Genomic DNA, 26519 nt, shown 5'->3' on the forward strand with positions numbered 1-26519 from the left:
CTAATGATAACCGAACTGCGCCCCGGATTGAACGGCATGTTTGAGCTCTTTTTGTGGAGCGAAGTGGAACAAAAAAGCGAGTAGTGAAAGCCGGAAATGTGCGCCCAAAGGAAAACAATTCCCAACCTTCTTTAGTTTTGATGAAAATGCGACGGAAAGGCTTCTTCGGGTTTTTGGCGGAAAATATTCAGTAAAATCCAGGATTTTAGGAAGCCGTAACCGTAGGAAAACATCTGAATATACGTAGAAATTACGGCCATCGCCGCGATGCTGATGTTTTTTGTTAAAAGGAGAGCGTGAAAAAATACGATGAAGGTGTAAAGTCCGTAAAATGCGAGGATTAATCCTCTCTGAAGTGTGAAATATTCGATAAATCCCAGCACATATCCGATCAAAAATATGGATGGAAATGCGAAAGAAATCTTTACATAATTCGGGTGTCGCTGGTTGAGAATCGGTCTCGCACAGCCAAATTGATAGACTTGTTTGGAGAATTTCCCGAAATCTACACGCCGCTTATGATACACACCGATATTGTCAAAAAAAGCTGTGGTGAAGCCATTTTCCCACAGTTTCATCGAAAGATCAGGATCTTCGCCAATTCGCATTTCGGAGAAACCACCGACTGTTTCGAAAGCCGACTTTCGAACACCCATATTGAAGCTCCTTGGCTGAAATTTGGTGACCGCTTTTTTGCTGCCACGAATTCCGCCGGTGGTGAAAACCGAGGTCATCGAATAGGAAATTGCTTTCTGCATCAAGTTAAAACCTTTGTGGGCTTTGTCGGCACCGCCAAATGCATCGCAAGGAATTTCGCGGATATTTTTTTTGATGTTTTCGATGTAATCTTTCTCCACAATCACATCGGAATCGACGAAAACGAGCCAGTCATTTTTTGCTCTTCTTGCGCCATAATTCCTGCTCAAACCTGGTCCGGAATTGTCTTTTCGGAAAAACTGAATATTTAAACTTTCATTAAAAAGTTCGGCAGTCGGTCGCAAATCAATCTTGGAACCATCGTCAACAATGATGATTTCAAAATCTTTATCGGTTTGATGAGACAATGAATTGAGCAACTCGAAAAGTTCGTCTTTGCGATTGTAAATAGCTATTATAATGGCAACTGTCGGCAATTTGAGAATTTTAGAATGAGTTAATTTGAAAATCTATTCATTAATTTCAACAATGAAATAAAATTATTTATTCTCCAATTTATGAACCTTCTTCGTTCCTTCATACATTTCAAATTGCAGAAAACGGCATTCCAACTTTCCATTGAAGAGCTTAATTCTTCTGGAAGGTCTTAAACCCACTTTCTTCGCAGCATCAAGGTCTGAAGAAATAAACCACGCCAAAGTATTTGGATAATTTTTCTTGAAAGTATCGCCGATTTTTTTGTAAAATTCATCATCAGTGATTTCAATTCGCTCGTCATAAGGCGGATTGAAAACCATCATCAATGGGAATAATTCTTTTTTAGACTCGAAGAAATCTTGACGTTTTACTTCGATCACATCTTCCATTTCGGCAGCTTCGATGTTGAGATGAGCCGCGTTCAACATTTGAGAATCCAAATCATACCCAACAATTTTCCCGGTGAATTCTTTGATTCGGTTGATTCTTACTTCTTTTATTTTTTGGAAAAGTTCTGCATCGTAATTTTTCCAGTTCTGGAAAGAGAACTTCTTTCTGAAAATTTGCGCCGGCAAATCCATCGCAATCATCGCTGCTTCGATCAATAAAGTTCCGGAACCACACATCGGATCAAGGAAATTTCCTTTCCCGTCCCAACCTGCCAATTGCAACATTCCGCTCGCCAAAACTTCATTGATTGGCGCTTCACCCTGCTCTTTTCGGTAACCCCGTTTGAACAACGGATCGCCCGCGGAGTCTAAGGAAATCGTCACCAATTCCCGATCGATATGCAAATGAAATTTGATATCCGGATTCTGAACATCAACATTGGGTCTTTTTCGATGGTGAAATTTAAAATAATCTACAATTGCATCTTTCATTTTCTGCGACATAAACTGCGAGTGTTTAAATCTTTCGGAATACACCGTTGAATCGATCGCAAAAGTTTGGTCCACAGTCATGAAATCATCCCAAGGAAAAGCAAAAAGTTTATCGCAAAACCGGCTTTCGTCCCAAGCTTTAAAAGTGAGAACCGGAATGAGAATTTTGAGTGCAGTTCTTGCAGAATAATTAATTTTATAAAGAAAACCAAGATCACCTTCGCAGTTTACCGCGCGGTTTTTAATTTCGACATTTTTGCCGCCTAGTTTCTTGATTTCCTCTGCCAACACTCCTTCGAGACCGAAAAAAGTTTTGATTTGAATTTGTAAATTGTCGATGTTCATAGTTTGCAAAGGTAATGATTTTCGAGGTTGTCTGATCTCGGCTTTTCTATTTTATAGAAGTTTGATGCTCAAGCAGATGATATGAAAGGACACTTAACTGATAAAATCTATTCAATTTTAGCTATTTTTGCATTATGGCTTGGTTTGAAACATGGTTTGATACCCCTTATTATCACATTCTATATAAAGACCGGGATTTCCGGGAGGCAGAACATTTTATTTCCTTACTAATCAATGATTTAAAGATAAAAAAAGACACCACCATCATCGATTTGGCATGTGGGAAAGGCCGACATTCCGTTTATCTCCATCAATTGGGTTACAATGTTTTAGGTCTGGATCTATCGAAAGAAAGTATTTTGCAAAATAAAAAATTTGAAACTGATGATGCTGCTGAACATTTCCTGAAATTTGCTGTCCACGATATGCGAAACGAAATTTATCCGGAAGTTTCTGCAGAGAAAGTAGATGCGGTTTTTAATCTTTTCACAAGTTTCGGGTATTTCGATGATGAAACTGAAGACAAAAAAATCTTCAGATCGGTAGCAAACGCCTTAAAAGACGAGGGTTATTTTGTTCTGGATTTTCTAAATGCAAACTGGGTAAAAAACACTTTGGTCCCCGAAGAGGAAATATTAAAAGACGGAATCGTTTTTCAGATTAGTAAAAAGATTGATAATCAATTCGTTATTAAAGATATTCGGTTTCATCATGAAGGAAAGGATTTTCATTTTTTCGAGAAAGTGAAACTCCACACCTTGGAAAGCATCGGGAATTATGCGAAAGAATTTGGTTTTGAAATAGTGAAAATATATGGTGATTATAATTTAGGAACATTTGATCCGGAAAATTCTTCACGATGCATCAATGTTTTTAAGAAAAAACTATAATAAAATATGATTATTTTTTTATTGATTTTAAGTGTTCTAGCAGGAGTATTGCTAGGGAAATTCTTCGGTGAAAAAGAAAAATTTGCAAAAAATCTTTTGATTTTAAGTGCAGGATTTCTCATTACCATTTGCTTGAATGATGTTTTCCCGGAAGTGTATTCTTCGAATCATCACAATGTAGGAATTTTTGTAATTGCAGGAGTTCTGCTTCAAATTCTTCTCGAAAACCTGACGAAAGGATTCGAGCACGGTCACCTTCATCATCATCACGAAGAGAAGAATATTTTACCGATTGCTTTGATGGTCGGAATGTTTATCCATGCCTTTTTGGAAGGAATTCCTATTGCTAATGAGAAGAATATTTTCAATCCTTATTTGATGGGGATTTTGTTTCACAACTTGCCTATTTCATTTGTTTTGGGAGCTTTTCTAATTCATAAAAATAAATTTTCTACTTCTTCGTGGCTTGTGATATCGATATTTGCCATCGCATCGCCTTTGGGTATGCTTTTTGGAAATTATTTTAATTCGGATTACAAACCTTATTTTCTAGCGCTTGTTGGTGGAATTTTCCTTCACATTTCTTCGGTCATTATTTTCGAAAGCAACAAGAACCACAATATCGACTGGATGAAAATTCTGATGGTGATTTGTGGAATCGGTTTGGCTTTATTCAGCCATATATTTCATTCTCATTAAAAATAAAAGACTCCGGATTGCTCCGGAGTCTTCCATCATTATTTCACTTAAGTCTGGAAATTAAAATTTCCAACCGAGTGTAATAAAAAAATTATCTTTTTTGTTTTTCACATTTGAAACAATTGCAGCATCAGAATTTACGATATATTGACTAGAAAAATATCCGGTGTTACTTGCTGAAGATCCTTGCATGAAAGGATTGCTGTATTCTGAACTTACGTTTTGGTAAGCTGCATCGATGAAGAAAGATTTGAAATCATATCCAATTCCGGCTGCGATGGTGTTTCTTTTTCCTAAAATTAAATTATCATAAGCGGTGTTTCCTGCTACAGTTTGAATAGACATGGAATCGAAAGGACTCGCCGAAAAACCATAACCACCTCTCAATCTGAAAGCTTGTACACGATATTCCGCTCCAACTTTCAATTCGGAGAGATTAGCGTAATTGTTTGAAAAGAATTGGTTTAATTCAGTTTCGGCGTCTCCGTAAACTTTATATTTCGGTTTGGTAAGTCCTAATGAATAATCTACGTTGATTGCGAAATTTTTATTTGGAACATACGCAGCACTTAAAGTTGCCTTCATCGGAGTAGAAAGAGTTCCATCAACAGGATTTTCGTACTCGCTATAGACTCTTGCAATGTTCCACCACGTTGGCGTTTCTAATGCTGCTCCAAGTCTGAATTGAGGACTGATTTTCCCGATAACCCCAACTGAAGCTGAAAAACCACTCGCTGATTCAGAAAATGGCGTGTATTGCTTATCGTAAACATCTGTAACATTTGCGTTGTTGGTAAAAGCTGCGGAATCGTATTGATCAAGAATAGAATTATGGAAATTTAAACCTGCTCCTACGTAAATTCGGTTATCGTAATTCCCGCCAACTCCGATACTCATTTTCGAAAGATTTCCGTATCGATTATATGCATGACCAGCGAAAGCTCGCTCATCCACCAAATTATTATCAGCATCTCTGATTTCATATACCAAATCACTGTTTCCAGGCGTTTCGGTGTAATCTTCTAGAGATTGATTAGAATAATTCACCGCTACATTCACAAACTTCCAAGGTGAGGAATCGATTTGAAAAACGGCAATTCCACCCACGTTTCCTAAATCAGTATTATTGACCTTATAATCCAAAGATTTACCGGCGTAGGAAGTGGTGTTTTTACTGTTTTCAATACTTAAAGTTCCTGACACATCGCTCGCAATACTCACTCCTACACCTGCCGGGTTCGAATTCAAAACAGAGAATTCTCCACCCAAAGCTCCCATAGATCCAGCCATGGAATTGTATTTTGAAGTTCCGTTTAGGGAAGAGTTAGAATAAACTTCTACCGTATTTCTGATGGTTGAAATATCTTGTGCATTCGCAAAATAAGCAGCGGAAATGCTCAAGATCATTAAAGATTTTTTTATCATTTTATTAATGTACACTTATTAAATATTATCTTCTAAAACCGCCCGATGATCTTGTAGATCCTGAGCTTGAACTCGATGAACCACTACCGAAACCACCACCGCTTCTAAAACCGCCACCTTCGTAAGAATTGCTTCTGGATGGAGTATTATAAGTAGGATTGCTTTGTCTCGGCGTCGAATTATATCTAGGATTGGTATTCGGTTGAGGAGAAGTTCTCATTCTAGGCTGCGAACTATTATTAGGACGAATGGATCCCGGCACATTTCGATATTGATTATCATTTCTAAACCCTGAATTCGAACTATTATTGGTACGCAAATTGGAATTGGAATTGGAATTTCTCACTGAATTTCTAAAAGCGCCATCTGCACCGCTTCTTTTATAGGTAAATCCTCCTCCGTAAGTATTTCCATAGCCATAATAATTACCGTAATAATAAGGATTATAACCATAATAAGGATAGCCGTAACCATAGTAAGGATTGTAATATCCATACCATGAATTATAACCGTATCCCCATGGATTGTAGTATCCATACCAAGGATTATAACCAAATCCCCACGGGCTATAGTAACTTCCAAATCCCCAAGGCGAACCCCAACCATAGCCTACTCCGAAGTCAAAACCAGAGTAAAACCCGTAAGGATAACCCCAATTGTCATTATAATAAGTATCAGTCCCGGTATAGTTTCCCCAATCGGAACTTTGCGTTTCCCTCCAATTTTCGTTTCTGTTTTCAGAGTTCAGATAGTGGTTTGAATTATCGGTTTGCTGATAATCGTAGTATTCTCCTACCCTGTTTCCACTATTCATTACAGTTCCTTCAGGTAAAGTGTCTTTGTTGGGATCATAGTAAATCCCATCGGTCTCCGTATAGCCACCCACTTGAGTGCCACAGGACATCAATAACAAACCTCCGGAAACCGCCAAAACCGTTTTAGATTTAAGCAATTCAAGGAAATTTTTATAAGTAATTTTTTTCATGATAAGGTGAAAAGTTTTAATTTGAATTATATTTGCATTTTACACCAAAAATATACCAAACCAAGTGTATAAAATTTGAGTAAAAATACAATTTTAAGTTTAGATTAAAGCAATATACAAAAGTTAAATCAAAAGATCAAATAAATGGCAAAACTTACTTCAAGAGCCGAAGACTACAGCAAATGGTACAACGAACTAGTAGTAAAGGCAGATTTGGCAGAAAATTCCGGTGTTCGTGGATGTATGGTAATCAAACCTTACGGATACGCAATTTGGGAAAAAATGCGCGATCAAATGGATAAAAGATTCAAAGAAACAGGTCACGAAAATGCATATTTCCCCATTTTTATCCCCAAAAGCTTATTTGAAGCCGAAGAAAAAAATGCCGAAGGTTTTGCTAAGGAATGTGCGGTAGTAACTCATTACAGATTAAAAACAGATCCAGATAACCCGAAAAAACTCATCGTTGATCCGGAAGCAAAGCTGGAAGAGGAATTAATCGTTCGTCCAACTTCCGAAGCTATTATTTGGAATACTTATAAAAACTGGATTCAATCTTACCGCGATTTACCAATTCTCATCAATCAATGGGCGAATGTGGTGCGTTGGGAAATGAGAACCCGACTTTTCCTAAGAACAGCAGAATTTCTTTGGCAAGAAGGACATACTGCGCACGCAACAAAAGAGGAAGCCGTGGAAGAAACCGAAAAAATGCTGGACGTTTATGCCGATTTTGCAGAAAACTTCATGGCAATTCCGGTAATTCGTGGAATTAAAACTCCTTCCGAAAGATTTGCCGGTGCTGATGAAACCTATTGTATCGAAGCACTAATGCAGGACGGAAAAGCGCTACAAGCAGGAACTTCTCACTTTTTAGGACAGAATTTCGGTAAAGCATTTGATGTGAAATTCACCAATAGAGAAGGAAAAATAGAACATGCATGGGGAACTTCATGGGGAACTTCAACCCGATTGATGGGGGCATTAATCATGACGCATTCCGATGATTCTGGCTTGGTTTTACCTCCAACTTTAGCGCCAATTCAGGTGGTAATTGTTCCTATTTTTAAAGGTGAAGAACAATTACAGAAAATCGATGAAGTTGCTTACAATCTTCAACAAAAGTTAAAAGCAAGAGGAATTTCAGTAAAATACGACAACCGTACGGAGAATAAACCGGGCTGGAAATTCGCTGAATATGAATTAAAAGGTGTGCCGGTGCGAATCGCAATCGGAGCGAGAGATCTAGAAAACAAAACCGTAGAAATCGCCAGAAGAGATAATTTAACCAAAGAAACCCAACCGATTGAAAATCTGGAAGTTTACATCGAAAATTTATTAGAAACCATCCAAAAAGATATTTACCAAAAAGCATTGAACCATCGCGCGGAACACACGACAAAAGTAGATTCTTACGAAGAATTCAAGCGGGTTTTGGAAGAAAAAGGAGGATTTATTTCTGCGCATTGGGACGGAACTGCGGAAGAGGAAGAGCAAATCAAAAACGAAACAAAAGCAACCATCCGATGCATTCCTTTGGATAATCCTTTAGAAGATGGCATTTCACTCATTTCGGGAAAACCATCCAAACAAAGAGTAATTTTTGCGAAATCTTATTAAGAAAGCCTTATTACTTGACAATATTTAACAAAATGTTAATTTTTTTATAAATTACATCTTTTAGAATAGACTTGGATTAAAATTTGTATAACTTTATCCAAGTTAAATTTTAAAAATAAACTATTATGTCATTAAATGTAATCGATCTTATCAAAGGACAGCTTGGTCCTGCATTAGTTTCACAAGCAGCTTCTCAGTTTGGAGAAAGCGAATCAGGTATTTCTAAAGCAATAAGCGGCCTTTTGCCTGCTGTTGTGGGCGGATTAGCAAATAATGCTGATAAACCAGAAGTTTTAGATGCGATCACCGCATCTGCAAGCAGCGGATTATTAGGAAACCTATTGGGTGGTTCATCCAATAATTCTTCAATCACCAACGTACTATCTACAATTTTTGGTGACAAAATTGGAGGATTAGTAAATGCTGTTGCCAGTTATGCGGGGATTAGCAACTCCTCGTCAAATTGTTTATTAAATATGGTAACAGGCGCTTCCTTGGGCTCTTTAGGAAAATATGCAGCTGATAATAACTTAGGCGCTTCAGAATTGTCTAGGCTTTTAAAAGATCAAAAAGGTATCGTTTCTTCTTTACTTCCTGCTGGTCTTTCTTTAGCTTCATTAGGTCTTGGAAACTGGTCTGGTGCCAACGCACATCTTGAAACTGAAAAAGTAAAAGTTACTTCTTACGATCAGCCAAAAGTAGAAGTAAATAGAGGTGGAAACACTCATGTAAATGTAGATAGAAATGAAGATAACGGAGGTGGATCTATCTGGAAATGGTTATTGCCATTGTTACTTCTTGCACTTGCAGCTTGGTTCCTTTGGAAGCAATGCAACAAACCTGCGGAAACCACTACCGGCGTAACTGACTCTACCGCAGTAGTTTATGACTCTACTGCTGTCGTTGCTGTTGATTCTACTGGGACAACTCTTGTTGCAACCAAAGAGTCCATTATGGTTACACTGCCAAACGGAAAAACTTTGAATGCTTATAAAGGTGGTATTGAGGATCAAATAGTAGCTTTCCTTAATTCCGACGAATACAAAAATGCTGACGAGGCTGCTCTTAAAGACAGATGGTTCAACTTTGATAACTTGAATTTTGAATTTGGAACAACAAAATTGACTCCGGAATCTCAGGCGCAGTTGGATAACTTAAAATTAATCCTCGTTGCTTATCCAGATGCTAAAGTGAAAATTGGTGCTTATACAGATAAAAAAGGTGATGATGCTGGAAACAAAGCGTTATCTCAAAAAAGAGCTGATGCTGTAAAAGCGGCTCTTGGTTCTGCACAAGTAACAAGTGCTGAAGGTTACGGAGAAGAATTTGCTACCGTTCCCGAAACTGCTTCTGATAAAGAAAGAGAAGCAGACAGAAAAACTGCTATCAGATTTACAAAATAATCACTTAGCTTAAACAATGGAATCCCGGCATTTTTGTCGGGATTTTTTTTATTTTAAAAGGTATGAGCTCTAAAATTAATTAAATTTTAATATTTGTAAATCAATTGTTTATATTAAGGATAGAAAGTAAGTTTTACCGAAGGATTTGCATATTATATTTAATTAACTAAATTTGTTAGAGTAATCTAACATTTATGAATAAAATCAATACAGGTTGGCGTCGGGAAAAACACTCAAACTCGTTGCCAGAAGTCTTCTCAAGCATCAATATTCCTAAAGGCGCCGGATTCTGGCGAAAACTCTTTGCCTTCGCCGGTCCCGGTTTGATGGTTGCAGTCGGTTATATGGATCCCGGGAATTGGGCAACAGACATCGCAGGAGGTGCGCAGTTTGGGTACACCTTGCTTTCGGTAATTTTAATTTCAAACCTGTTTGCAATTATTTTGCAGCATTTGTCTTTAAAATTAGGAATCGTTGCGGAAAGGGATCTTGCACAGGCTTGTCGGGATCATTTCAACCCTACCACTAATTTTATTTTATGGGTTTTCTGTGAAATCGCAATTGCAGCCTGTGATTTAGCGGAGGTCATCGGGTCTGCAATCGCTCTGAATTTGCTATTTGGAATTCCTTTAACGTGGGGCATTGTCATTACCGTGATTGATGTGTTTCTTATTTTATTCCTTCAGGCAAAAGGTTTTAGAATAATTGAAAGTATCGTTGCAGGACTTATTTTCATTATTTTAGGATGTTTCGCTTATGAGATTATCCTGAGTAAACCTGATTTCTTCCCAATTCTGAAAGGTTTAGTTCCTCAAAAAGAAGTGGTTACCAATCCGTCAATGCTCTATATAGCGATAGGGATTTTGGGAGCCACGGTGATGCCGCACAACCTTTACCTTCACAGCAGTATCGTGCAGACCAGGAATTATGATCGCACCATTGAAGGGAAAAAGGAAGCCATCAAATTCGCTACTATTGATAGTTCGCTTTCCTTGTTTCTTGCGTTTTTTATTAATGCAGCGATTCTTATTGTAGCGGCAGCTACGTTTCACACTTCCGGAAACAAAGACGTAGCCGATATTCACGATGCGTATAAAATGCTTACACCGCTCTTAGGAACCACTTTTGCAAGTATTTTCTTTGCAATTGCGCTTCTCGCTTCCGGACAAAACTCTACGCTTACCGGAACTTTGGCAGGGCAGATCGTTATGGAAGGCTTCCTCAATATCCGCCTGAAACCATGGCTGCGCAGATTGATTACCCGATTAATTGCGGTAATTCCGGCGCTCATCGTCACCATTCTTTATGGGGAGAAAGGAACAACGGATTTGCTGGTGCTCAGCCAAGTTATCCTTTCGATGCAGCTGAGTTTTGCGGTGGTCCCACTGGTCATGTTCACAGGATCCAAATTAAAAATGGGTGAATTTGTCAACAAACTTTGGTTAAAAATCCTTGTGTGGTTGATCGCAATTATCATCATTGTTTTGAATTTATATCTTTTAGTCGAAACATTCTTTCCATGATGAAAAAATTAACAACTTGTATATTGATCATCTATTTTTCGCCACTAAAATCACAAGAATCCATCCAGACAGATCGGCCGGATCAAACCGAGTCGGTGTCGATTACGCCTAAAAAATTTATTCAGATAGAAACGGGTTTTTTGTATGAAAAAGCAGATGGAGGTTCAAGAAATTTCGTACATCCCAATATTCTTTGGAAATACGGAATCAATGAAAATTTTGAAGTAAGGCTCATCACAGAATTTCTGACTGAAAAAACGGCAACAACAAAACTTTCAGGATTTTCTCCACTTGCATTTGGTTTTAAAGCAAAACTTACCGATGAAAAAAGATATCTTCCTAAAATATCTTTTCTTGCGCACATTACGGCAAATAAACTGAGTTCTGAAGAATTTAAAACGCATTATCCGGCGTCTAATTTCCGGTTTCTTTTTCAGCATACTTTAAGCGACAGGTTAAATCTAGGCTATAATTTAGGAGCGGAATGGAATGGCGAAACTCCCGGTCCTACGGGAATTTACACAATTTCCGGAGCATACGCTGTGACGGATAAGCTGGGTGGTTTTGTAGAATCTTACGGCTTTATCAGTGAGTCTCAAAATGCAGACCATCGTTTCAATGGCGGAATTACCTATCTTGTAAATGAAAATCTACAGGCTGACTTGTCCTCAGGGTTTGGAATTTCCAAAACTTCCCCGGACTATCATTTTTCCTGCGGAATTTCTTACCGATTTTCTACCTACAAATAATAATCTGCCGAATTGTCCTAAAATTTTCTTTGGCAAAATTGTTGTGAACTGATGGTTATAAAAATGTAATATTATGTCAGAAAACCAAGATATACACGAAGAAAACTTGAATTTAGAAGAAGAAACAACCCAAAAACCGGAAAACGAAACTGCTGAAAATATGACAGTAACTCCAACTCCGGAGGAACTTTTGGCAGAAGAAAAAGACCGTTATGTAAGACTTTTTGCCGAGTTTGAAAATTATAAAAAAAGAACCGCAAAAGAAAAAATGGAATTCTTTCAATACGCTAATCAGGATTTGATGATTTCAATGTTGGCTGTTTTAGATGACTTTGAAAGAGCAATTAAAGAAATGAGCAAAAACGGAAACCAAGCCGATCTACAAGGCGTCGAACTCATCTATCAGAAATTCAAAAATAAACTTTTCGAAAAAGGATTGAAACCAATTGAAGTAAAAGTTGGTGATCCTTTTAATGTGGATTTTCACGAAGCAATTACCCAAATTCCAGCTCCATCGGAAGATTTGAAAGGTAAAATCGTAGATGTTATCGAAACGGGTTATACTTTAAATGATAAAGTAATTCGTTTTGCTAAAGTGGTTACCGGAAACTAATTTTAAATTCTAATTCCTTAGATTTTAAATTATTCAAAATTCAGTTATGTCAAAAAGAGATTACTACGAAGTGCTTGGAGTAAGCAAATCAGCAAGCGCCGATGAAATAAAGAAAGCCTACCGAAAAATGGCTCTGAAATATCACCCAGATAAAAATCCGGGTGATAAAGCGGCTGAAGAAAGTTTCAAAGAAGCGGCAGAAGCTTATGAAGTATTAAGTGATGCAAACAAAAAAGCGAACTACGATCAGTACGGACACGCCGGAATGGGCGGCGCTGGAGGATTCGGCGGCGGCGGAGGTTTCGGTGGTGGAATGAATATGGAAGATATTTTCAGCCAGTTTGGGGATATTTTCGGTGGACATTTCGGCGGCGGCGGTGGCGCACAAAGACAACAAGTACGGGGAACAAATCTTCGAGTGAGAATTAAACTCAACCTTGAAGAAATGGTGAATGGTACCCAAAAAACCATTAAAGTTAAAAAACTTAAATTGGCACCGGGAGCAACCTCAAAAACCTGCCGAACTTGTAACGGAACTGGTATGCAAGTGAAAGTAATGAACACCATGTTCGGACAAATGCAGACTCAAACGCACTGCGCAACTTGTCAGGGATTCGGAAAAGTAGCTGATAAAATTCCTGCTGGTGCTAATGCGCAAGGTTTAATAAAAGTAGAAGAAGAAGTAACCATCAACATTCCTGCTGGTGCAAGAGAAGGTATTCAGTTGAGTGTTCGTGGAAAAGGTAATGATGCACCTTTCGGTGGAAATCCTGGTGATTTATTGGTTGTAGTAGAAGAAGAAGTGGATCCTAAAATTAAGCGCGAAGGAGACAACCTTCATCAGGAATTATATATTTCGTTTGCGGAAGCGGCTTTGGGAACTCAAAAAGAAATTCCTACCGTTGGCGGCAAAGTGAAAATTAAAGTGGATGCCGGAACCCAATCCGGGAAAATCCTCAGACTTTCTGGGAAAGGCTTACCAAGCATCGACAGCTACGGAAAAGGCGATATGTTTGTCCACATCAATGTTTGGACTCCGCAACATCTTTCTCCTGAACAAAAAGAATTCTTCGAAAAGCAGCTCAAAAACGGAGAAATGGTGGCTGAACCATCAGGAAAAGAGAAAACTTTCTTCGATAAAGTTCGCGATCTTTTTAATTGAAGTAAAATAAAGAGAATTTTTTCAAAACTATTTAATATTAAATAATCACTTTTAGTTTTCGCAAAAATTCAACTTAAAATAAAAAAAGCAACCTGATAATTTAGGTTGCTTTTTTTTGTATGTAAATTCTCGTTGATTATTCTTCTGTTATTTCCTCTTGTTTGCTTTTACCAAAGAAAAACTTAATGATAATTGGAACAGTAGTAATCAAAACGATGATAATGATAATCATCTCCAAATGAGATTTCAAATCGATTCCAAATTGATCCATAAAGAGTTTATCCAAATAATGACCAGCAAAAATGAGGGAAAAAGACCAAAGAAAAGCTCCGATGATATTATCAATTAAAAATCGGGTTTTATCCATTTTCACAATCCCTGCCACAATTGGTGTAAAGGTTCTAACCACCGGTAAAAATCTCGCCATGATTACCGCAAGTGCACCATGCTGTTCGAAGAAATCGTGCGCCTGGAAAAGGTATTTTTTCTTAAAAAGTAAAGAATCCTCTCTTTTATAAAGTGCCGGACCTGCTTTTCGACCAAACCAATACCCTACTTCGTTCCCGATTACTGCAGCAATTGCCACTGCGGACGCTAAAATAGTAGTATCCAAAAAATCGCTCCCGGTTGATCCGAAAGTTTCAGTAATGATTGTAACTGCATAAATCCCGCTGACAAACAACAAGCTGTCGCCTGGTAAGAAAAACCCGACAAATAAACCGGTCTCAGCAAAAATGATAAATAAAATTAGCCAAAAGCCACCATTATTAATGTAAAATTCAGGATTCAAAAGATCCTTCCAACTTTCTAAATGTTCCATATTGGCAAAGATAACAAAACAGCGGGTTTTGAGCAGATTAATAAATTGTTAAAGTTTGCCAAAACTTAAAGGGTAAAATCTTCTTCTGTAGCAGCGGTTCCATCGGCCATCAGGAAGGCTTTTAGGAAAGGTGTTAAATTACCATTCAACACACCATCTACATCCGAAGTTTCGTAACCGGAACGTACATCTTTCACCAATTTATAGGGATGCATCACATAATTTCGAATCTGGCTTCCCCACTCTATTTTCATTTTTCCTGCTTCAATTTCATTTCGGGCTTTCATTCGCTCTTCCAATTCCATTTCATACAATCGGGAACGCAATAATTGCATAGCTTTTTCTTTATTTTGAAGCTGGGAGCGGCTTTCAGAGTTTTCAATAATGATTCCTGTTGGTGCGTGACGAAGTCGAACCGCAGTTTCCACCTTATTTACGTTTTGTCCACCCGCTCCACTCGAACGCATGGTTTCAAAAGAAATATCGGCTGGATTGATGTTGATTTCGATTGTATCATCTACCAAAGGATATACATAAACCGAAACAAAACTTGTATGGCGTTTCGCATTAGAATCAAATGGTGAAATTCTCACCAAACGATGAACTCCATTTTCACCACGCAAATATCCGAACGCAAATTCGCCATCGAATTCCAAAGTTACCGTCTTCACGCCTGCTACATCACCTTCCTGAAAATTCAGTTCCCGAATTTTATATCCTTGCTTTTCGGCCCACATGGTATACATTCTCATTAGCATCGAAGCCCAGTCGCAAGATTCGGTTCCGCCAGCTCCTGCGGTAATTTGCAAGACCGCAGAAAGTTCGTCACCTTCATTCGACAACATATTTTTAAACTCCAAATCTTCAATTTTCTCCAATAATTGAGGATATAATTCATCAAGTTCTCTCTCGGACTCCGGATCTTCTTTTGCAAAATCGATCAAAACCTGAATATCTTCAAATAGGGCGAAAATTTCTTCATAATCATTGACCCATTTTTTCTTGGAACGAAGCTGCTTCATGAAAATTTCTGCCTCTTTCGGGTTGTCCCAAAACTCCGGAGAAACCGTTTTTTCTTCATCATTAGCAATTTCGATTTTCTTTTTTTCGATCTGCAAAAATTTATATAAATCCTCGATTCGGGATTGTGCTTCTTTTATTTGGTCGCTGTTAATCATAATGCAAAAATACGGATTTGAAATTTTGGAATTGCAACAAATTTACAATTTCAAACATTATAAAAACTTATGATATACACTAAGTTTATGTTGATTTCAACTATGTTTTTCAATGAATTTATGGTATTTTCGCCCAATGCGTCAACCATTATTTATAATTTTTTTCATTTTATTTTCTTCATTAAAGATTAATGCTCAAGTTTCTGGGAAATTTTATAGCATCAAGAGGGTTTCAGATGGCGATACTGTAGTAATTCAAGATGAGTCGGACAACCAGTACAAAATCCGGTTCATCGGAATAGATGCGCCTGAAAGCAGAAATGTAGGCAACAGAAAACAAGTTCAGGTTTTTGGTTCTGAAGCAAAAACTCATCTTAAAAAATTACTTTTCAATAAAAAAATTCGGTTGGAGTTTGATGTACAAAAAATCGATCGCTACGGAAGAACTTTAGCTTATGTTTACCTTGAAAATGGTGTTTTTCTGAACCAGTATTTGCTTGCGAAAGGATATGCAAGAATAGCCACTTTTCCACCAAACATCAAATACGTCGAAGACTTCAGGAAATTGGAAGAAAAAGCCCGCAGAAACAAACTCGGAATGTGGATGTATTATTAAAGTAAATCTGCCGCTATTTCCCAATTTTTTTTCTCCAAGACATTTGATATTGGAATCAATTTTAAAAAATGAAAATCCGGAAAACCAATGCTTCCCGGATTTTGTATTTTATTTTAATCAATGAATTAAGCGTAAATCTGCTTGTAATATTCATCTGCCATTCTGTCGGAATTGAATTTACTTTTCACATCATCCATCGCGGTTTGCTGAATTTTTCTCCACTCATCCGGACGGTCATAATATGTTGGAAGAATTTCGTTTTCCAAAGCTGCATAAAGATTCTGAAGGTCGAAATTATCCTGATCGTAAACACTGGTATTCTCGTAATCCGCTTGTGGAACCACGAAACCGTTCACCCCGTTTTTAGCAAATTCTGGGATCCAACCATCATCGGTTGAAAGATTCACCGAACCATTCATTGCGGCGGTCATTCCGGAAGTTCCAGATGCTTCTCTTGGGACTCTTGGGTTGTTCAACCAAAGATCTGAACCTTGTTTCATCAATTTACTTAAAGCCAATTCATAACCGGTGAGAACCGCCATGTTTTTGTGAAATTTGCTTTCTTCCACCAAAGAATTGAACGTTGAAATCGCTGAATAATCCATCGGATAAGGTTTTCCTGCCCAGACAATTTGTACCGGATATTTCGGATTGTTCAATAATCTTGCGAATCTTTCTTTGTCTTGCAACAAGAGATCTGCTCTTTTGTAACCAGCAAATCTTCGTGCCCAAACAATGGTAAACACATTCGGATCGAATAAATTTCCGGTTTGGTCAGCAACTGTTTTGAAAAATCTTTTCTTTAAATGTTTTTTTCTGAAATCAAAAAGTACAGGATCATTTTCATCTTTTGCATCATAAAGCGGTTTATCTGCCCAATATTTAAATTCCTGTGCGTTGGTAATGGCTTTAATTTCACAAATTTTAGAATATTTGCTCCACATTTTTCGGGAAACTTCACCGTGAAGTTGAGAAACTCCATTCGCCAGTCTTGCCATTCTCAAAGCGCAAAGCGAGTGATTGAAACGATCGTCTTCAACCCCTTCAATGGTCTTAACCTCATCAATGCTGAGTCCTGAAAAATAGGACATATCGTGGCAAAGGTAGATGTTGTGCTTTTCGTTTCCGGCTTCTTCCGGAGTATGTGTGGTGAAAACTAATTTTTCTTTTACTTTTTCTAGATCTCCGCCAAATTTCTTCAAGAGATAGAATGCAGCAGGCAAACCATGCGCTTCATTTAAATGATATACATCTCTTTCGAAATTCATCAAATCTAGAAGTTTCGCTCCGCCTTTTCCGAGTAAAATATATTGTGCAATTTTGGTAGATTCGTTTGCATCATACAAACGGTGACAAATTGTTTTGGAAACATGATCGTTTTCCGGAACGTCTGTAGAAAGGAAAAACATCGGTGCAGTATGGAAAACTTCAGGATCCAAATACCAAACTTTCACCCAAACCGGTGCAGAGTGGATCTCGATTTGAAATTTGATTCCGGTATCTTGTAAAAAAGAATACATCTTTTTAGTCCAAGTTGGTTGCATAGTTTGATCATGATTTCGTGCTTGATCATAATAACCAAATTTCCACAAAATCCCGATTCCTACTAAATCTTGCTTCAAGTTATAAGCACTTCTCATGTGGGAACCAGCCAAAAATCCTAGTCCTCCGGAATATATTTTTAATGCCTGATCAATGGCAAATTCCATTGAAAAATAAGCGACTTTTTTTGAATATTCAGGGTTGATGCTGAAAGGCATCGCAAAGTTTTTAAAATCCATAATCTTCGATAAATTTAAGTTGCAAAGGTAAAAATTTTAATTGCTGTTCAAAAATATTAAGATTATTTTTTGGTAAACATGATATAATCGATATTTTCTTAGGATTTATCAGCAAAAAATAAAGGTTTGAACAATATCTTTCTTCCTTAAAAATTGCATGAAAAACCATTTTCAGGTAAGATTTAATATTAATTATATTTTAAATTTTATGTAAATCGTTGATTATCTGAATTTTTTATCTAACTTTAAAATCGTAAAATATTGGTATTCAATTTTTTGATTAAAAAAAATAAGATTATGAAGAAAGTATTTTCCGACGAAGATTTGGTAAAGAACCTATCGCTTTACTACCTGAACCGCCACTTGAAAAAAAAGCCGATCGAGCGCTATCATCGGCAAATCGACAACTCCCAACTTCACGATAGAGAAAAGTATAAAAAGAAAGCAGAAATCCTTTTGCTGAACTCGTTTCTCCATCATTTTCCCGAAATACAGTTTGAAAATCTCACCTGCGAAAGCCCCGACTTTATCGCCAATTTCAACAACAAAAAAATCGGAATCGAACTCACCGAAGTGATTAATCATCTTGAAATAAAAAAAATAGAAAGCCAACTGAATAAGATTTTCCGCCAAGCCGAAATTATATTAGAACAGGAAAACACCGCGGAATATCGTGGTGTTTATTTTTTGGAATTTCATCATCTTGCGAAAATCGATTTGCTCGAAAAACAAAACGAAATGATCATCAACATTGTGAAATCTATCCGACAAAATAAAAGCTGTGGTCATGTGAAAAAAATCCGCAAATCGCCGCATCGCCGCAATGTTTTCATTACGCCTGATTTTACCATGGGACTTTTTGATGAACTTTCGTCTGAAAAAATCATTGAATTGATTGAAAAGAAAAATGAGAAATTTCCATACTACGACCGCAGCGTAGAGGAATGTTGGCTCGTGATCGTTTCGGATATGCATTCATTGGCGTCGCGCTACACTTTCATCCAAAACAAAGAAAACCTCCATCAAATAAAATCTCCATTTCATAAGATTTTTCACCTCGAAAATCTCTGCGGAAATTTAACGATGATTAAATAAAATCACGCTAATTTTTCTGTAAATTTGATCAAATAAATGGTACAAATCATGAAAGAGCTTTTCATCAAACGGTTTCAATACTACAAAGAATTGGGCGACAAAACCTTCGAACAACTCAATGAACAAGAGATTTTGTGGCAATACAACGAGGAAAGCAATTCGATTGCAACAATCGTAAAACATCTTTCCGGAAACATGATTTCTCGCTGGACCAACTTCCTCACCGAAGATGGCGAAAAAGATTGGCGAAACCGCGATTCGGAATTTGAAAACAGTGTAAAAACCAAAACAGAAACGCTGGAATTATGGGAAAAAGGTTGGAAAATTCTGTTCAACGCTCTGGATCAAATTAATGAAGAAAATCTTCATCAAACCATTTTTATCCGTGGCGAAAAACAATCAGTTGCGGATGCTGTTTTGAGACAATTAGCGCATTATCCTTATCATATCGGGCAAATCGTGTACATCGCAAAAATGCTGAAAAACGAAAATTGGAAAACCCTTTCTATCGCTAGAAATCAATCCAAAGATTTCAATCATCTAATGCTTCAACAACAGAATTCTTCACCGGTTTGTTATGCAAATAGCGATGAAGTTCGCGAAGATTATAAAGCAGAATAACTACATGAATCAAGGCAAAATTCGTTTTTAGTTTAAAAATTCTAAAATCACTATCTTTGCAGCCTGAATTTTATACTGAATTGAACTCAAATCAACCCAAAACCGCCGCTTTCCACACGCTTGGCTGCAAACTCAACTTTGCGGAAACCTCTACTATTGCACGACAATTGACCGATGCTGGTTACGAAAAAGTAAGTTTTGAAGACAAGGCCAATGTTTATGTGATCAACACGTGTTCGGTAACCGAAAATGCTGACCGAGAATGCAAACTTCACGTGAAGCGAGCTATGAAAGCCAATCCGGAAGGTTTGGTGGTGATTGTAGGTTGTTATGCACAGCTAAAACCGGAAGAAATTTCGGCAATTGAAGGGGTAGATTTGGTTTTAGGAGCCAAAGAAAAATTCAATATTTTGAGTTACCTGGACGATTTGCAGAAAAGCGAAAACCAAGGATTAATCCATTCCTGTGAAATTAGCGAAACCGACTTTTTCATCGGAAGCTATTCTATCGGTGACCGAACTCGAGCTTTCTTAAAAGTACAAGACGGCTGCGATTACAAATGCACTTACTGTACAATTCCTTTGGCGAGAGGGATTTCCCGTTCCGATACCATCGAAAATGTGGTGAAAAATGCGAAAGAAATCGCGGAGAGAGATATTAAAGAAATCGTTTTAACAGGCGTAAACATTGGTGATTACGGAAAAGGGGAATTTGGGAATAAAAAACACGAACATACTTTTCTGGATTTAATTTCGGAACTCGACCAAGTTGAAGGCATCGAGAGAATTCGAATTTCTTCAATTGAACCGAATCTTTTGAAAGACGAAAGCATCGAATTGGTTTCAAAAAGCAGAAGTTTTGTTCCACATTTCCACATACCATTGCAAAGCGGAAGCGATGATTTATTGAAAAAAATGAAACGTCGATATTTGACCAGTTTATACCGAAACCGAATTTCAAAAATTCGTGAAGTAATGCCGGATGCGTGTATTGGAGTTGACGTTATCGTAGGATTTCCGGGGGAAACCGAAGAAAAATTTATGGAAACTTATCACTTCCTCAACGAACTTCCGATCAGTTATTTGCACGTTTTTACTTATTCTGAAAGAGAAAACACTGAAGCTGCTGAAATGGAAGGTGTTGTACCAATTCCTGAAAGAAAAAAACGCAATAAAATGCTGAGAATTCTTTCCGAGAAAAAGAAAATGGCTTTCTACCAAACTCAATTGGGGAAAACGTTGCCGGTACTTTGGGAACACGAAAACAAGAACGGTTTGATGTTCGGATTTACTGAAAATTATGTCCGTGTACAAAAGCCTTTCGACGAAAACTCCATCAATCAAATTGAAGTTTTAAAGTTGAATAAAATCGAAAACGACGGAACCGTATCTGTGATTCCAGCTTTCGAAGAATTTCTCGCAAAAATTTAAGATTTTCCGCAAAAATAAAATGGGTTCAACTGATTTTTACTCGATAAACATCAGTACCATTTCTTTTGATATTTTGAACAAAAAAGCCACCCTCTTCAGGAATTTCTTCTTTCAAGCTAAAAGATTTGCATTCTTTCGGCAAGCCTGAAAAAACTAAGGTGAACCAAAAATCTTTCATCCTTGGAACCTCAGTCCAGTAAGGAAAAAGAGAGATATTCTCGTGATGAATCAGATGGCTTTTGTGGTTGGTATTTTCATCGATTAAAAAAGTAGATTGCCAAATTCTAATCAAATCTCCGGAAAAAAAAGAGGCAGAATAACAGCAGTGCACAATTACCTGTTTCTCCTCCTCTACTTTGGTTTGCAGAGCTTCAAGGATTTCTGGCGCTATTGTAGGTTTGGTAATAGTACTCACTTTTTCAATGAAAACAATGCTGAATATTAATATTCAAGTTCTAATTTTTCTTTGGTGTAATTTCGGATTTCTTCAGCAAGTTCAGGATTTTCAGCTAGTTTTTTTCCGTAGGAAGGAACCATCTCGGTAATTTTTTCTTTCCACTCATTTTTCATTCTCTCGCCAAAACATTTTTCCAAAACTTGAATCATCGCATAAACCGCAGTAGAAGCTCCAGGAGAAGCTCCAAGAAGTGAGGCAATCGTTCCATTTTTATTCACCACCACTTCGGTCCCGAATTCTAGTTTTCCGCCGAGTTTATCATCTTTTTTAATGATTTGCACCCTTTGTCCGGCTACTTTCATTTCCCAATCCTCATCTTTTGCATCTTTTACAAACTCCCTTAAATGCTGCATTCTTTGAGATTTAGTCATTGCAACCTGCTGTACTAGATATTTGGTGAGGGGAATATTATGCCACCACGCTCCAAAAAGCGAACGGATGTTTTTGAAGTTTACACTTTCGGGTAAATCGAGATAGCTTCCCTCTTTGAGAAATTTGGTGGAGAAACCGGCGAAAGGTCCAAAGAGAAGTGCTTTTTTCCCATCAATAATTCTTAAATCCAAATGCGGAACGCTCATTGGTGGCGCATCTACAGTTGCTTGAGTATAAACTTTCGCATGGTGTTTTTCCACCAAATCTTGGTTGAAAGAAACCAGCCATTGCCCGGAAACGGGAAAACCGCCATATCCTTCACTTTCCGGAATATCTGAACTGTCGAGAAGTGGCAACGCATAACCACCGGCGCCAATAAAAACAAAATTTGCTACTACTTCTTGTTTATGCTGGTTCAAACGATCTTTCACTTTTATATTCCATTTGCCGTCATTTTGCAGATCCAAGTCTTTTGCTTCATGATAAAGGAATACCTCTACATTGGAATTATCAACAAGATATCTTCCCATTTTTCTGGTGAGTGTACCAAAATTCACATCGGTTCCCAAATCCATCTTTGTGGCTGCAAGAACTTCGTTTTCTTTTCTTTTACTCATTACCAGCGGGATCCATTCCTGAAGTTTCTGGTGGTCCGTGGTAAATTCCATTCCTTTAAAAAGGACAGACTGTGTCAATTTTTCGTGTCTTTTTCTAAGGTATTCGGCATCATTTACCCCAAAAACCAAACTCATATGAGGACATGAAATGATGAATTCTTTCGGATTTCTAATGAAATTTTTATTAATCAAATAACTCCAGAGCTGCTTGGAAATTTCAAACTGTTCAGCGATATTTTCTGCTTTCGAAATATCGATCGTTCCGTCCTCTTTTTCCGGGGTATAATTGAGTTCGCAAAAAGCAGAATGCCCTGTACCAGCATTATTCCATGCGGCAGAACTTTCTCGGGCAAATCTTCCGAGTCTTTCGAATATTGCAATTTCAAGATTAGGATCCAACTCACTAAGCAATGTAGCGAGCGTGGCGCTCATAATTCCTCCACCGATTAAAACTACGTCGTAGTGCGGTTTTGGAGTTTTTATATTTAAAGATTTAGGCATGACAATTTAAAAATAGAAATTAATATATTGTTGTTTTGTTCTACTATCAATCCAACTTTGCAGTAAGTTTTTTAAATTCTTTTTCAGCATTTTTATCTTCATAAAGAATTCTGTAAACTGCATCGATAATCGGAGTTTTCATTTTCTTTTCTTTTGCAGTTTTGTAGATAGAATCTGCAGCGTAGTAACCTTCTGCAATCATGTTCATCGATTGTATTGCAGATTTCACGGTATAACCTTTTCCGATAAGATTTCCTAGATTTCGGTTTCTGGAAAAAAGCGAATAAGCGGTTACGAGCAAATCTCCCAAATAAGCACTTTCGTTCACATCGCGTGGCATCTCATGGATTCTTTCCAAGAAAAGCTCCATTTCCCGAATTGCATTGGAAACGAAAACGGCTGTAAAGTTATCTCCGTAGCCTAATCCGCTTGCAATTCCTGCTCCTATTGCATAAATATTTTTCAAAATTGCACTGTATTCATTCCCCAAAATATCGGAACTGCAATTTACCTTGATAAAACGAGAAGCAAATTTCTCACGAAGTACTTCCTGATGTTCTTCTATAGTGGCAATAGTAAGGTAAGAAAGTCTTTCCATAGCGACTTCTTCAGCGTGACACGGACCAGCAATTACGGCCTGAAAACGGAATCCAATTTTGAACTCATCGCGGAGATAATGTGCTACGACATCATTAACTTTCGGAACAATACCTTTGATCGCGGAAACAAAAATTTTATTTGTATAATCGCAAGTCATCTTGTCTAAAGTATCTGAAAGATAAATTGACGGTGTTGCTAAAACCACAATATCACAAGCTGAAACCAACTCGTTGATATCCGTCGTAAGTCTTAAATTTTTCACATTGAAATTTACGGCTGTAAGATAGGTGGGATTATGATGACGAAGTTCGATTGCACCTTTTACAAACTCGTTTCGAACACACCAGTGAATAGTTTTGGAGTTTTCAGTAAGCATTTTTACGATTGCTGTGGCGAAACTTCCGCTACCTACTACGCCAATAACCTTTTCTTTTTTCTGATCTTTCTTAGCCATAAACTTCGATTTACTTGCAAAGATACGAAAGTGAATTGCTTAAAAAAAAGCATTTTAAACAATTCCATTTTTTAAAATTATCAATTATAAATTTATTTTCCAACTCGTATATCAGCAAAAAATATGATAAAATAATTGATTAAAATACACTTTAAAAAATTAATATTATTTTTGCAAACCTTAATTATAAACAACTGTTACAAAATAGTATATGAAAAATTTCCTTAGCAACAAGAAAAAAGTAAATATCTTACTAGGCGCCTTTTTGCTGGTAATCTTTGCACAAGCATTGATGATTACCAAATTGTATACCGAAAAAAGTGATAAAACTTACGAGGTGAATTTGGTAAAAATAAACACCCAAAAAGACAGCATCGATTATCTTGAAATGAAAAACAATCTCGCTTTGGTAGATCACACGGTGCGAGAATTAAACTCCTTTTTAGCTTCAAAAAATATTACTGACGGAAAAATTGGTACTCTTGCTCAAGACAGCATCTCCAACGCGGTATATCTAGCAAAACAAACCAATCGGTACAGCCAATATTTGATGGATCTGCAGAATAAATTGCAACAGGTTCCCCTGGGAATTCCAACAGATGGTTATATTTCTTCTAATTTCGGGAAGAGAAAAAACCCGATTCCATCTAGAAATGTACTTTTAGCTGGTGCCAAACCTGCAAAAACCGAATCAAAAGCAGCTCCCGAAGCCATTGTAGAGCGAGACAGCGCCGGAAATATCATTAAAACCACAGCTGCGCCACAAGTTGTTGCTGAAAAAAACGATCCACCGGCTGAAGCGGATCAAATGCAATTCCACAAAGGTCTTGATATTGCGGTAGCTTACGGAACCGATGTACGCGCTGCAGCGAAAGGAACCGTTATTTTTGCCGGTAAAAAAGGCGGTTACGGAAACTGCGTCATTGTTTCACACGGAAATGGTTTGGCGACGCTTTATGGACATCTTTCGGAAATTCTTGTTGAAACCAACGATATCATCAAAGTAAACCAAGTGATTGCTAGAAGCGGAAATTCAGGAAGATCTACCGGTCCACATTTGCATTATGAAGTTCATAAAAACAATACTCCGGTGAATCCGAAATTGTTTATGAGCCTTTAAATTCAATTTAATAGTAAACAAAAAAACACTCCAAAATCGGAGTGTTTTTTTATAATACAGTTTTTAATAATTATTTTACTGCGCTGCCGTTTACTTTTACCAGCTCTACATCGAAGATTAACCAAGCATTTGGTGGAATTACGCCTCCTGCTCCTCTTGCTCCGTAACCTAATTCAGATGGAATTAATAGCGTTGCTGCTTCTCCTTCTTTTAAAAGCAGGATTCCTTCGTCCCAACCTTTAATTACTTGTCCAACTCCGATAGGAATTTCGATGGGCTGATTTCTTTTAAAAGAGGAATCGAATTCGCTTCCATCAACCAATTTTCCTGCATAATGTACGGAAACTTCGTCACCCGCTTTTGGAGCAACACCGTTGGTAGTTTTGGTGATTTTGTAGTACAAACCAGATGGAGTTACTTGCATTCCTGCCTTCAAATCGTCTACCAATTTTTGTTGGTTTGCAGCAAATTCTTCTTCTTTTTTCTTCTTATCAGCTTCAATTTTAGCGAGAATTGCTTTGTTGTTTTCCTGGATTTTACCTTTTCCGTCATTGAAAACCTTTGCGGCATCGTAATCTTTGTATTCATCACCTTTAGAAAAAATAGAAACTTTCTCTAAAACCACATCAGTTTTAGGTTTATCCTGTGCACCTTTTTCTACATTGGCGATCGCATCAATTACTTCTTCACCTTTAACTACTTCACCGAAAATGGTGTGTCTTCCGTCCAACCAAGGAGTAGCAACTTCCGTAATGAAAAATTGGGAACCATTGGTGTTCGGACCAGAATTAGCCATGGAAAGAATTCCTTTTCCTGTATGTTGCAAATCGTTCTTTTCATCATCAAATTTATAACCTGGATCTCCCATTCCTGTTCCTTGTGGATCACCACCTTGGATCATAAAATCCTTGATTACACGGTGAAAAATAGTTCCATCATAGAAAGGAACGCCTTTCGCTTTTGCTTTGTTTTCGATTTTACCTTCAGCTAATCCGACGAAATTGGCAACGGTAACCGGAGCTTTTTTATCTTCGAATTTTACAATCATATTTCCTTTTGATGTTTGGAAATTTGCGTAAAGACCGTCATTAAGGCCTTCGTAAGTTTCTTTGTCTACGTTCATTTTTTTATAAATTGGGGTACAACTTGTTAGCAAAATTGATGCTAATGCGATTAAAAAATTCTTCTTTATCATTAATTTTTTATTGATTATCCGTTTTTAATCATAATCCTGTAATGTTAGCAATAATAAGCCTTTCAAAGAGTCTATCTCCAAAATATCTTCGATTTAGCTTGTAGATGAATTCGTTGAGATAGAGTTGAAGATACTTTCTTTTTATTTTGTGGTAATTGCCCAACAAATTTCTTTTGGCGTTGCTAATGGCAATATGAACCCATTTTAAAGTTTCTTCGGTAGTTTCTTTTGAA

25 protein-coding genes are annotated in these 26519 nt (G+C 37.4%); 13 read left to right on the top strand and 12 right to left on the bottom strand.

Annotated elements, in window-relative coordinates; genetic code table 11:
• Nucleotides 1-131 precede the first annotated feature (131 nt).
• Nucleotides 132-1133: a glycosyltransferase gene (locus tag AP75_RS09260; RefSeq protein ID WP_088264414.1), complete on the bottom strand. Its 1002-nt coding sequence runs from the start codon at nucleotides 1131-1133 to the stop codon at nucleotides 132-134.
• A gap of 63 nt (nucleotides 1134-1196) precedes the next feature.
• The gene (locus tag AP75_RS09265; protein WP_088264416.1) at nucleotides 1197-2360 is read right to left on the bottom strand and encodes a THUMP domain-containing class I SAM-dependent RNA methyltransferase; all 1164 of its coding nucleotides are present in this window, start codon (nucleotides 2358-2360) and stop codon (nucleotides 1197-1199) included.
• A 134-nt stretch (nucleotides 2361-2494) separates the two neighbouring features.
• Between AP75_RS09265 and AP75_RS09270 the strand changes: the two genes are divergently transcribed.
• Nucleotides 2495-3250, top strand: a complete 756-nt coding sequence (locus AP75_RS09270) for a class I SAM-dependent DNA methyltransferase (RefSeq protein ID WP_031501825.1) — start codon at nucleotides 2495-2497, stop codon at nucleotides 3248-3250.
• Between the two features lie 6 nt (nucleotides 3251-3256).
• A complete protein-coding gene (locus AP75_RS09275; RefSeq protein WP_088264418.1) occupies nucleotides 3257-3949 on the top strand; it encodes a ZIP family metal transporter in 693 nt (230 codons plus the stop codon).
• Between the two features lie 60 nt (nucleotides 3950-4009).
• Here AP75_RS09275 and AP75_RS09280 read toward each other — a convergent pair whose 3' ends face one another.
• Together AP75_RS09280 and AP75_RS09285 are read right to left on the bottom strand one after the other, a co-directional pair.
• Nucleotides 4010-5374 (bottom strand): OmpP1/FadL family transporter, encoded by a 1365-nt coding sequence (locus AP75_RS09280; RefSeq protein ID WP_088264420.1) that lies wholly within the window; start codon nucleotides 5372-5374, stop codon nucleotides 4010-4012.
• Nucleotides 5375-5399: 25 nt separating this feature from the next.
• Nucleotides 5400-6359 (bottom strand): DUF5320 domain-containing protein, encoded by a 960-nt coding sequence (locus tag AP75_RS09285; protein WP_088264422.1) that lies wholly within the window; start codon nucleotides 6357-6359, stop codon nucleotides 5400-5402.
• Between the two features lie 144 nt (nucleotides 6360-6503).
• Between AP75_RS09285 and proS the strand changes: the two genes are divergently transcribed.
• The 6 genes from proS to dnaJ all read left to right on the top strand — a co-directional run bounded on the left by proS (nucleotide 6504) and on the right by dnaJ (nucleotide 13429).
• The gene (gene proS / locus AP75_RS09290) at nucleotides 6504-7979 is read left to right on the top strand and encodes a proline--tRNA ligase (RefSeq protein ID WP_031501717.1); all 1476 of its coding nucleotides are present in this window, start codon (nucleotides 6504-6506) and stop codon (nucleotides 7977-7979) included.
• A gap of 125 nt (nucleotides 7980-8104) precedes the next feature.
• Nucleotides 8105-9382, top strand: a complete 1278-nt coding sequence (locus AP75_RS09295) for an OmpA family protein (RefSeq protein ID WP_031501715.1) — start codon at nucleotides 8105-8107, stop codon at nucleotides 9380-9382.
• Nucleotides 9383-9576: 194 nt separating this feature from the next.
• Nucleotides 9577-10905, top strand: a complete 1329-nt coding sequence (locus tag AP75_RS09300) for an Nramp family divalent metal transporter (protein ID WP_031501714.1) — start codon at nucleotides 9577-9579, stop codon at nucleotides 10903-10905.
• Nucleotides 10902-11654, top strand: a complete 753-nt coding sequence (locus AP75_RS09305) for a transporter (protein ID WP_031501713.1) — start codon at nucleotides 10902-10904, stop codon at nucleotides 11652-11654. Before AP75_RS09300 ends, AP75_RS09305 begins: the two co-directional genes overlap by 4 nt.
• Nucleotides 11655-11727: 73 nt before the next feature.
• Nucleotides 11728-12267 carry a nucleotide exchange factor GrpE gene (locus AP75_RS09310; protein WP_031501712.1) on the top strand — a complete coding sequence of 180 codons (540 nt, stop codon included), beginning with the start codon at nucleotides 11728-11730 and terminating at the stop codon, nucleotides 12265-12267.
• Nucleotides 12268-12313: 46 nt separating this feature from the next.
• Nucleotides 12314-13429, top strand: a complete 1116-nt coding sequence (gene dnaJ, locus AP75_RS09315) for a molecular chaperone DnaJ (RefSeq protein WP_031501711.1) — start codon at nucleotides 12314-12316, stop codon at nucleotides 13427-13429.
• A 136-nt stretch (nucleotides 13430-13565) separates the two neighbouring features.
• On the opposite strand, the gene AP75_RS09320 is transcribed toward dnaJ, so the two are convergent.
• Nucleotides 13566-14249 carry a DedA family protein gene (locus tag AP75_RS09320; protein ID WP_088264424.1) on the bottom strand — a complete coding sequence of 228 codons (684 nt, stop codon included), beginning with the start codon at nucleotides 14247-14249 and terminating at the stop codon, nucleotides 13566-13568.
• Between the two features lie 65 nt (nucleotides 14250-14314).
• Nucleotides 14315-15427 carry a peptide chain release factor 2 gene (gene prfB, locus AP75_RS09325; protein ID WP_088264426.1) on the bottom strand — a complete coding sequence of 371 codons (1113 nt, stop codon included), beginning with the start codon at nucleotides 15425-15427 and terminating at the stop codon, nucleotides 14315-14317.
• Between the two features lie 136 nt (nucleotides 15428-15563).
• Between prfB and AP75_RS09330 the strand changes: the two genes are divergently transcribed.
• Entirely contained in the window at nucleotides 15564-16043 is a 480-nt protein-coding gene (locus tag AP75_RS09330) for a thermonuclease family protein (protein WP_031501709.1), read from the top strand.
• 125 nt (nucleotides 16044-16168) lie between these two features.
• On the opposite strand, the gene glgP is transcribed toward AP75_RS09330, so the two are convergent.
• The gene (glgP, locus tag AP75_RS09335) at nucleotides 16169-17824 is read right to left on the bottom strand and encodes an alpha-glucan family phosphorylase (protein WP_088264428.1); all 1656 of its coding nucleotides are present in this window, start codon (nucleotides 17822-17824) and stop codon (nucleotides 16169-16171) included.
• A gap of 297 nt (nucleotides 17825-18121) precedes the next feature.
• Here glgP and AP75_RS09345 point away from each other — a divergent pair, with 297 nt between their 5' ends.
• From AP75_RS09345 to mtaB, 3 genes are all read left to right on the top strand, one after another.
• On the top strand, nucleotides 18122-18919 hold the full coding sequence (locus AP75_RS09345) for a hypothetical protein (protein WP_088264432.1): 798 nt from the start codon (nucleotides 18122-18124) through the stop codon (nucleotides 18917-18919).
• A 48-nt stretch (nucleotides 18920-18967) separates the two neighbouring features.
• Nucleotides 18968-19540 (top strand): DUF1572 family protein, encoded by a 573-nt coding sequence (locus AP75_RS09350; protein WP_088264434.1) that lies wholly within the window; start codon nucleotides 18968-18970, stop codon nucleotides 19538-19540.
• Nucleotides 19541-19620: 80 nt separating this feature from the next.
• On the top strand, nucleotides 19621-20970 hold the full coding sequence (mtaB, locus tag AP75_RS09355) for a tRNA (N(6)-L-threonylcarbamoyladenosine(37)-C(2))-methylthiotransferase MtaB (protein ID WP_031501918.1): 1350 nt from the start codon (nucleotides 19621-19623) through the stop codon (nucleotides 20968-20970).
• Nucleotides 20971-20995: 25 nt separating this feature from the next.
• On the opposite strand, the gene AP75_RS09360 is transcribed toward mtaB, so the two are convergent.
• The 3 genes from AP75_RS09360 to AP75_RS09370 are packed head-to-tail and all read right to left on the bottom strand — an operon-like array spanning nucleotide 20996 to nucleotide 23971.
• Entirely contained in the window at nucleotides 20996-21385 is a 390-nt protein-coding gene (locus AP75_RS09360; protein WP_031501920.1) for a hypothetical protein, read from the bottom strand.
• A gap of 26 nt (nucleotides 21386-21411) precedes the next feature.
• Nucleotides 21412-22917, bottom strand: a complete 1506-nt coding sequence (mqo, locus tag AP75_RS09365) for a malate dehydrogenase (quinone) (protein ID WP_031501922.1) — start codon at nucleotides 22915-22917, stop codon at nucleotides 21412-21414.
• A gap of 46 nt (nucleotides 22918-22963) precedes the next feature.
• Nucleotides 22964-23971, bottom strand: a complete 1008-nt coding sequence (locus tag AP75_RS09370; RefSeq protein WP_088264430.1) for an NAD(P)H-dependent glycerol-3-phosphate dehydrogenase — start codon at nucleotides 23969-23971, stop codon at nucleotides 22964-22966.
• A 211-nt stretch (nucleotides 23972-24182) separates the two neighbouring features.
• On the opposite strand from AP75_RS09370, the gene AP75_RS09375 reads away from it, so the two are divergent.
• A complete protein-coding gene (locus AP75_RS09375; protein WP_031502431.1) occupies nucleotides 24183-25091 on the top strand; it encodes a M23 family metallopeptidase in 909 nt (302 codons plus the stop codon).
• A 70-nt stretch (nucleotides 25092-25161) separates the two neighbouring features.
• On the opposite strand, the gene AP75_RS09380 is transcribed toward AP75_RS09375, so the two are convergent.
• Together AP75_RS09380 and AP75_RS09385 are read right to left on the bottom strand one after the other, a co-directional pair.
• Nucleotides 25162-26214, bottom strand: coding sequence for a peptidylprolyl isomerase (locus AP75_RS09380; protein ID WP_031502429.1), 1053 nt, complete (start codon nucleotides 26212-26214; stop codon nucleotides 25162-25164).
• 100 nt (nucleotides 26215-26314) lie between these two features.
• Nucleotides 26315-26519: transposase (locus AP75_RS09385; RefSeq protein ID WP_143755849.1), on the bottom strand; the 205-nt coding region annotated here is incomplete at its 5' end.

Origin of the sequence: Kaistella haifensis DSM 19056, from assembly GCF_000735695.2 — a bacterium.
Taxonomy (GTDB): Bacteria; Bacteroidota; Bacteroidia; order Flavobacteriales; family Weeksellaceae; genus Kaistella; species Kaistella haifensis.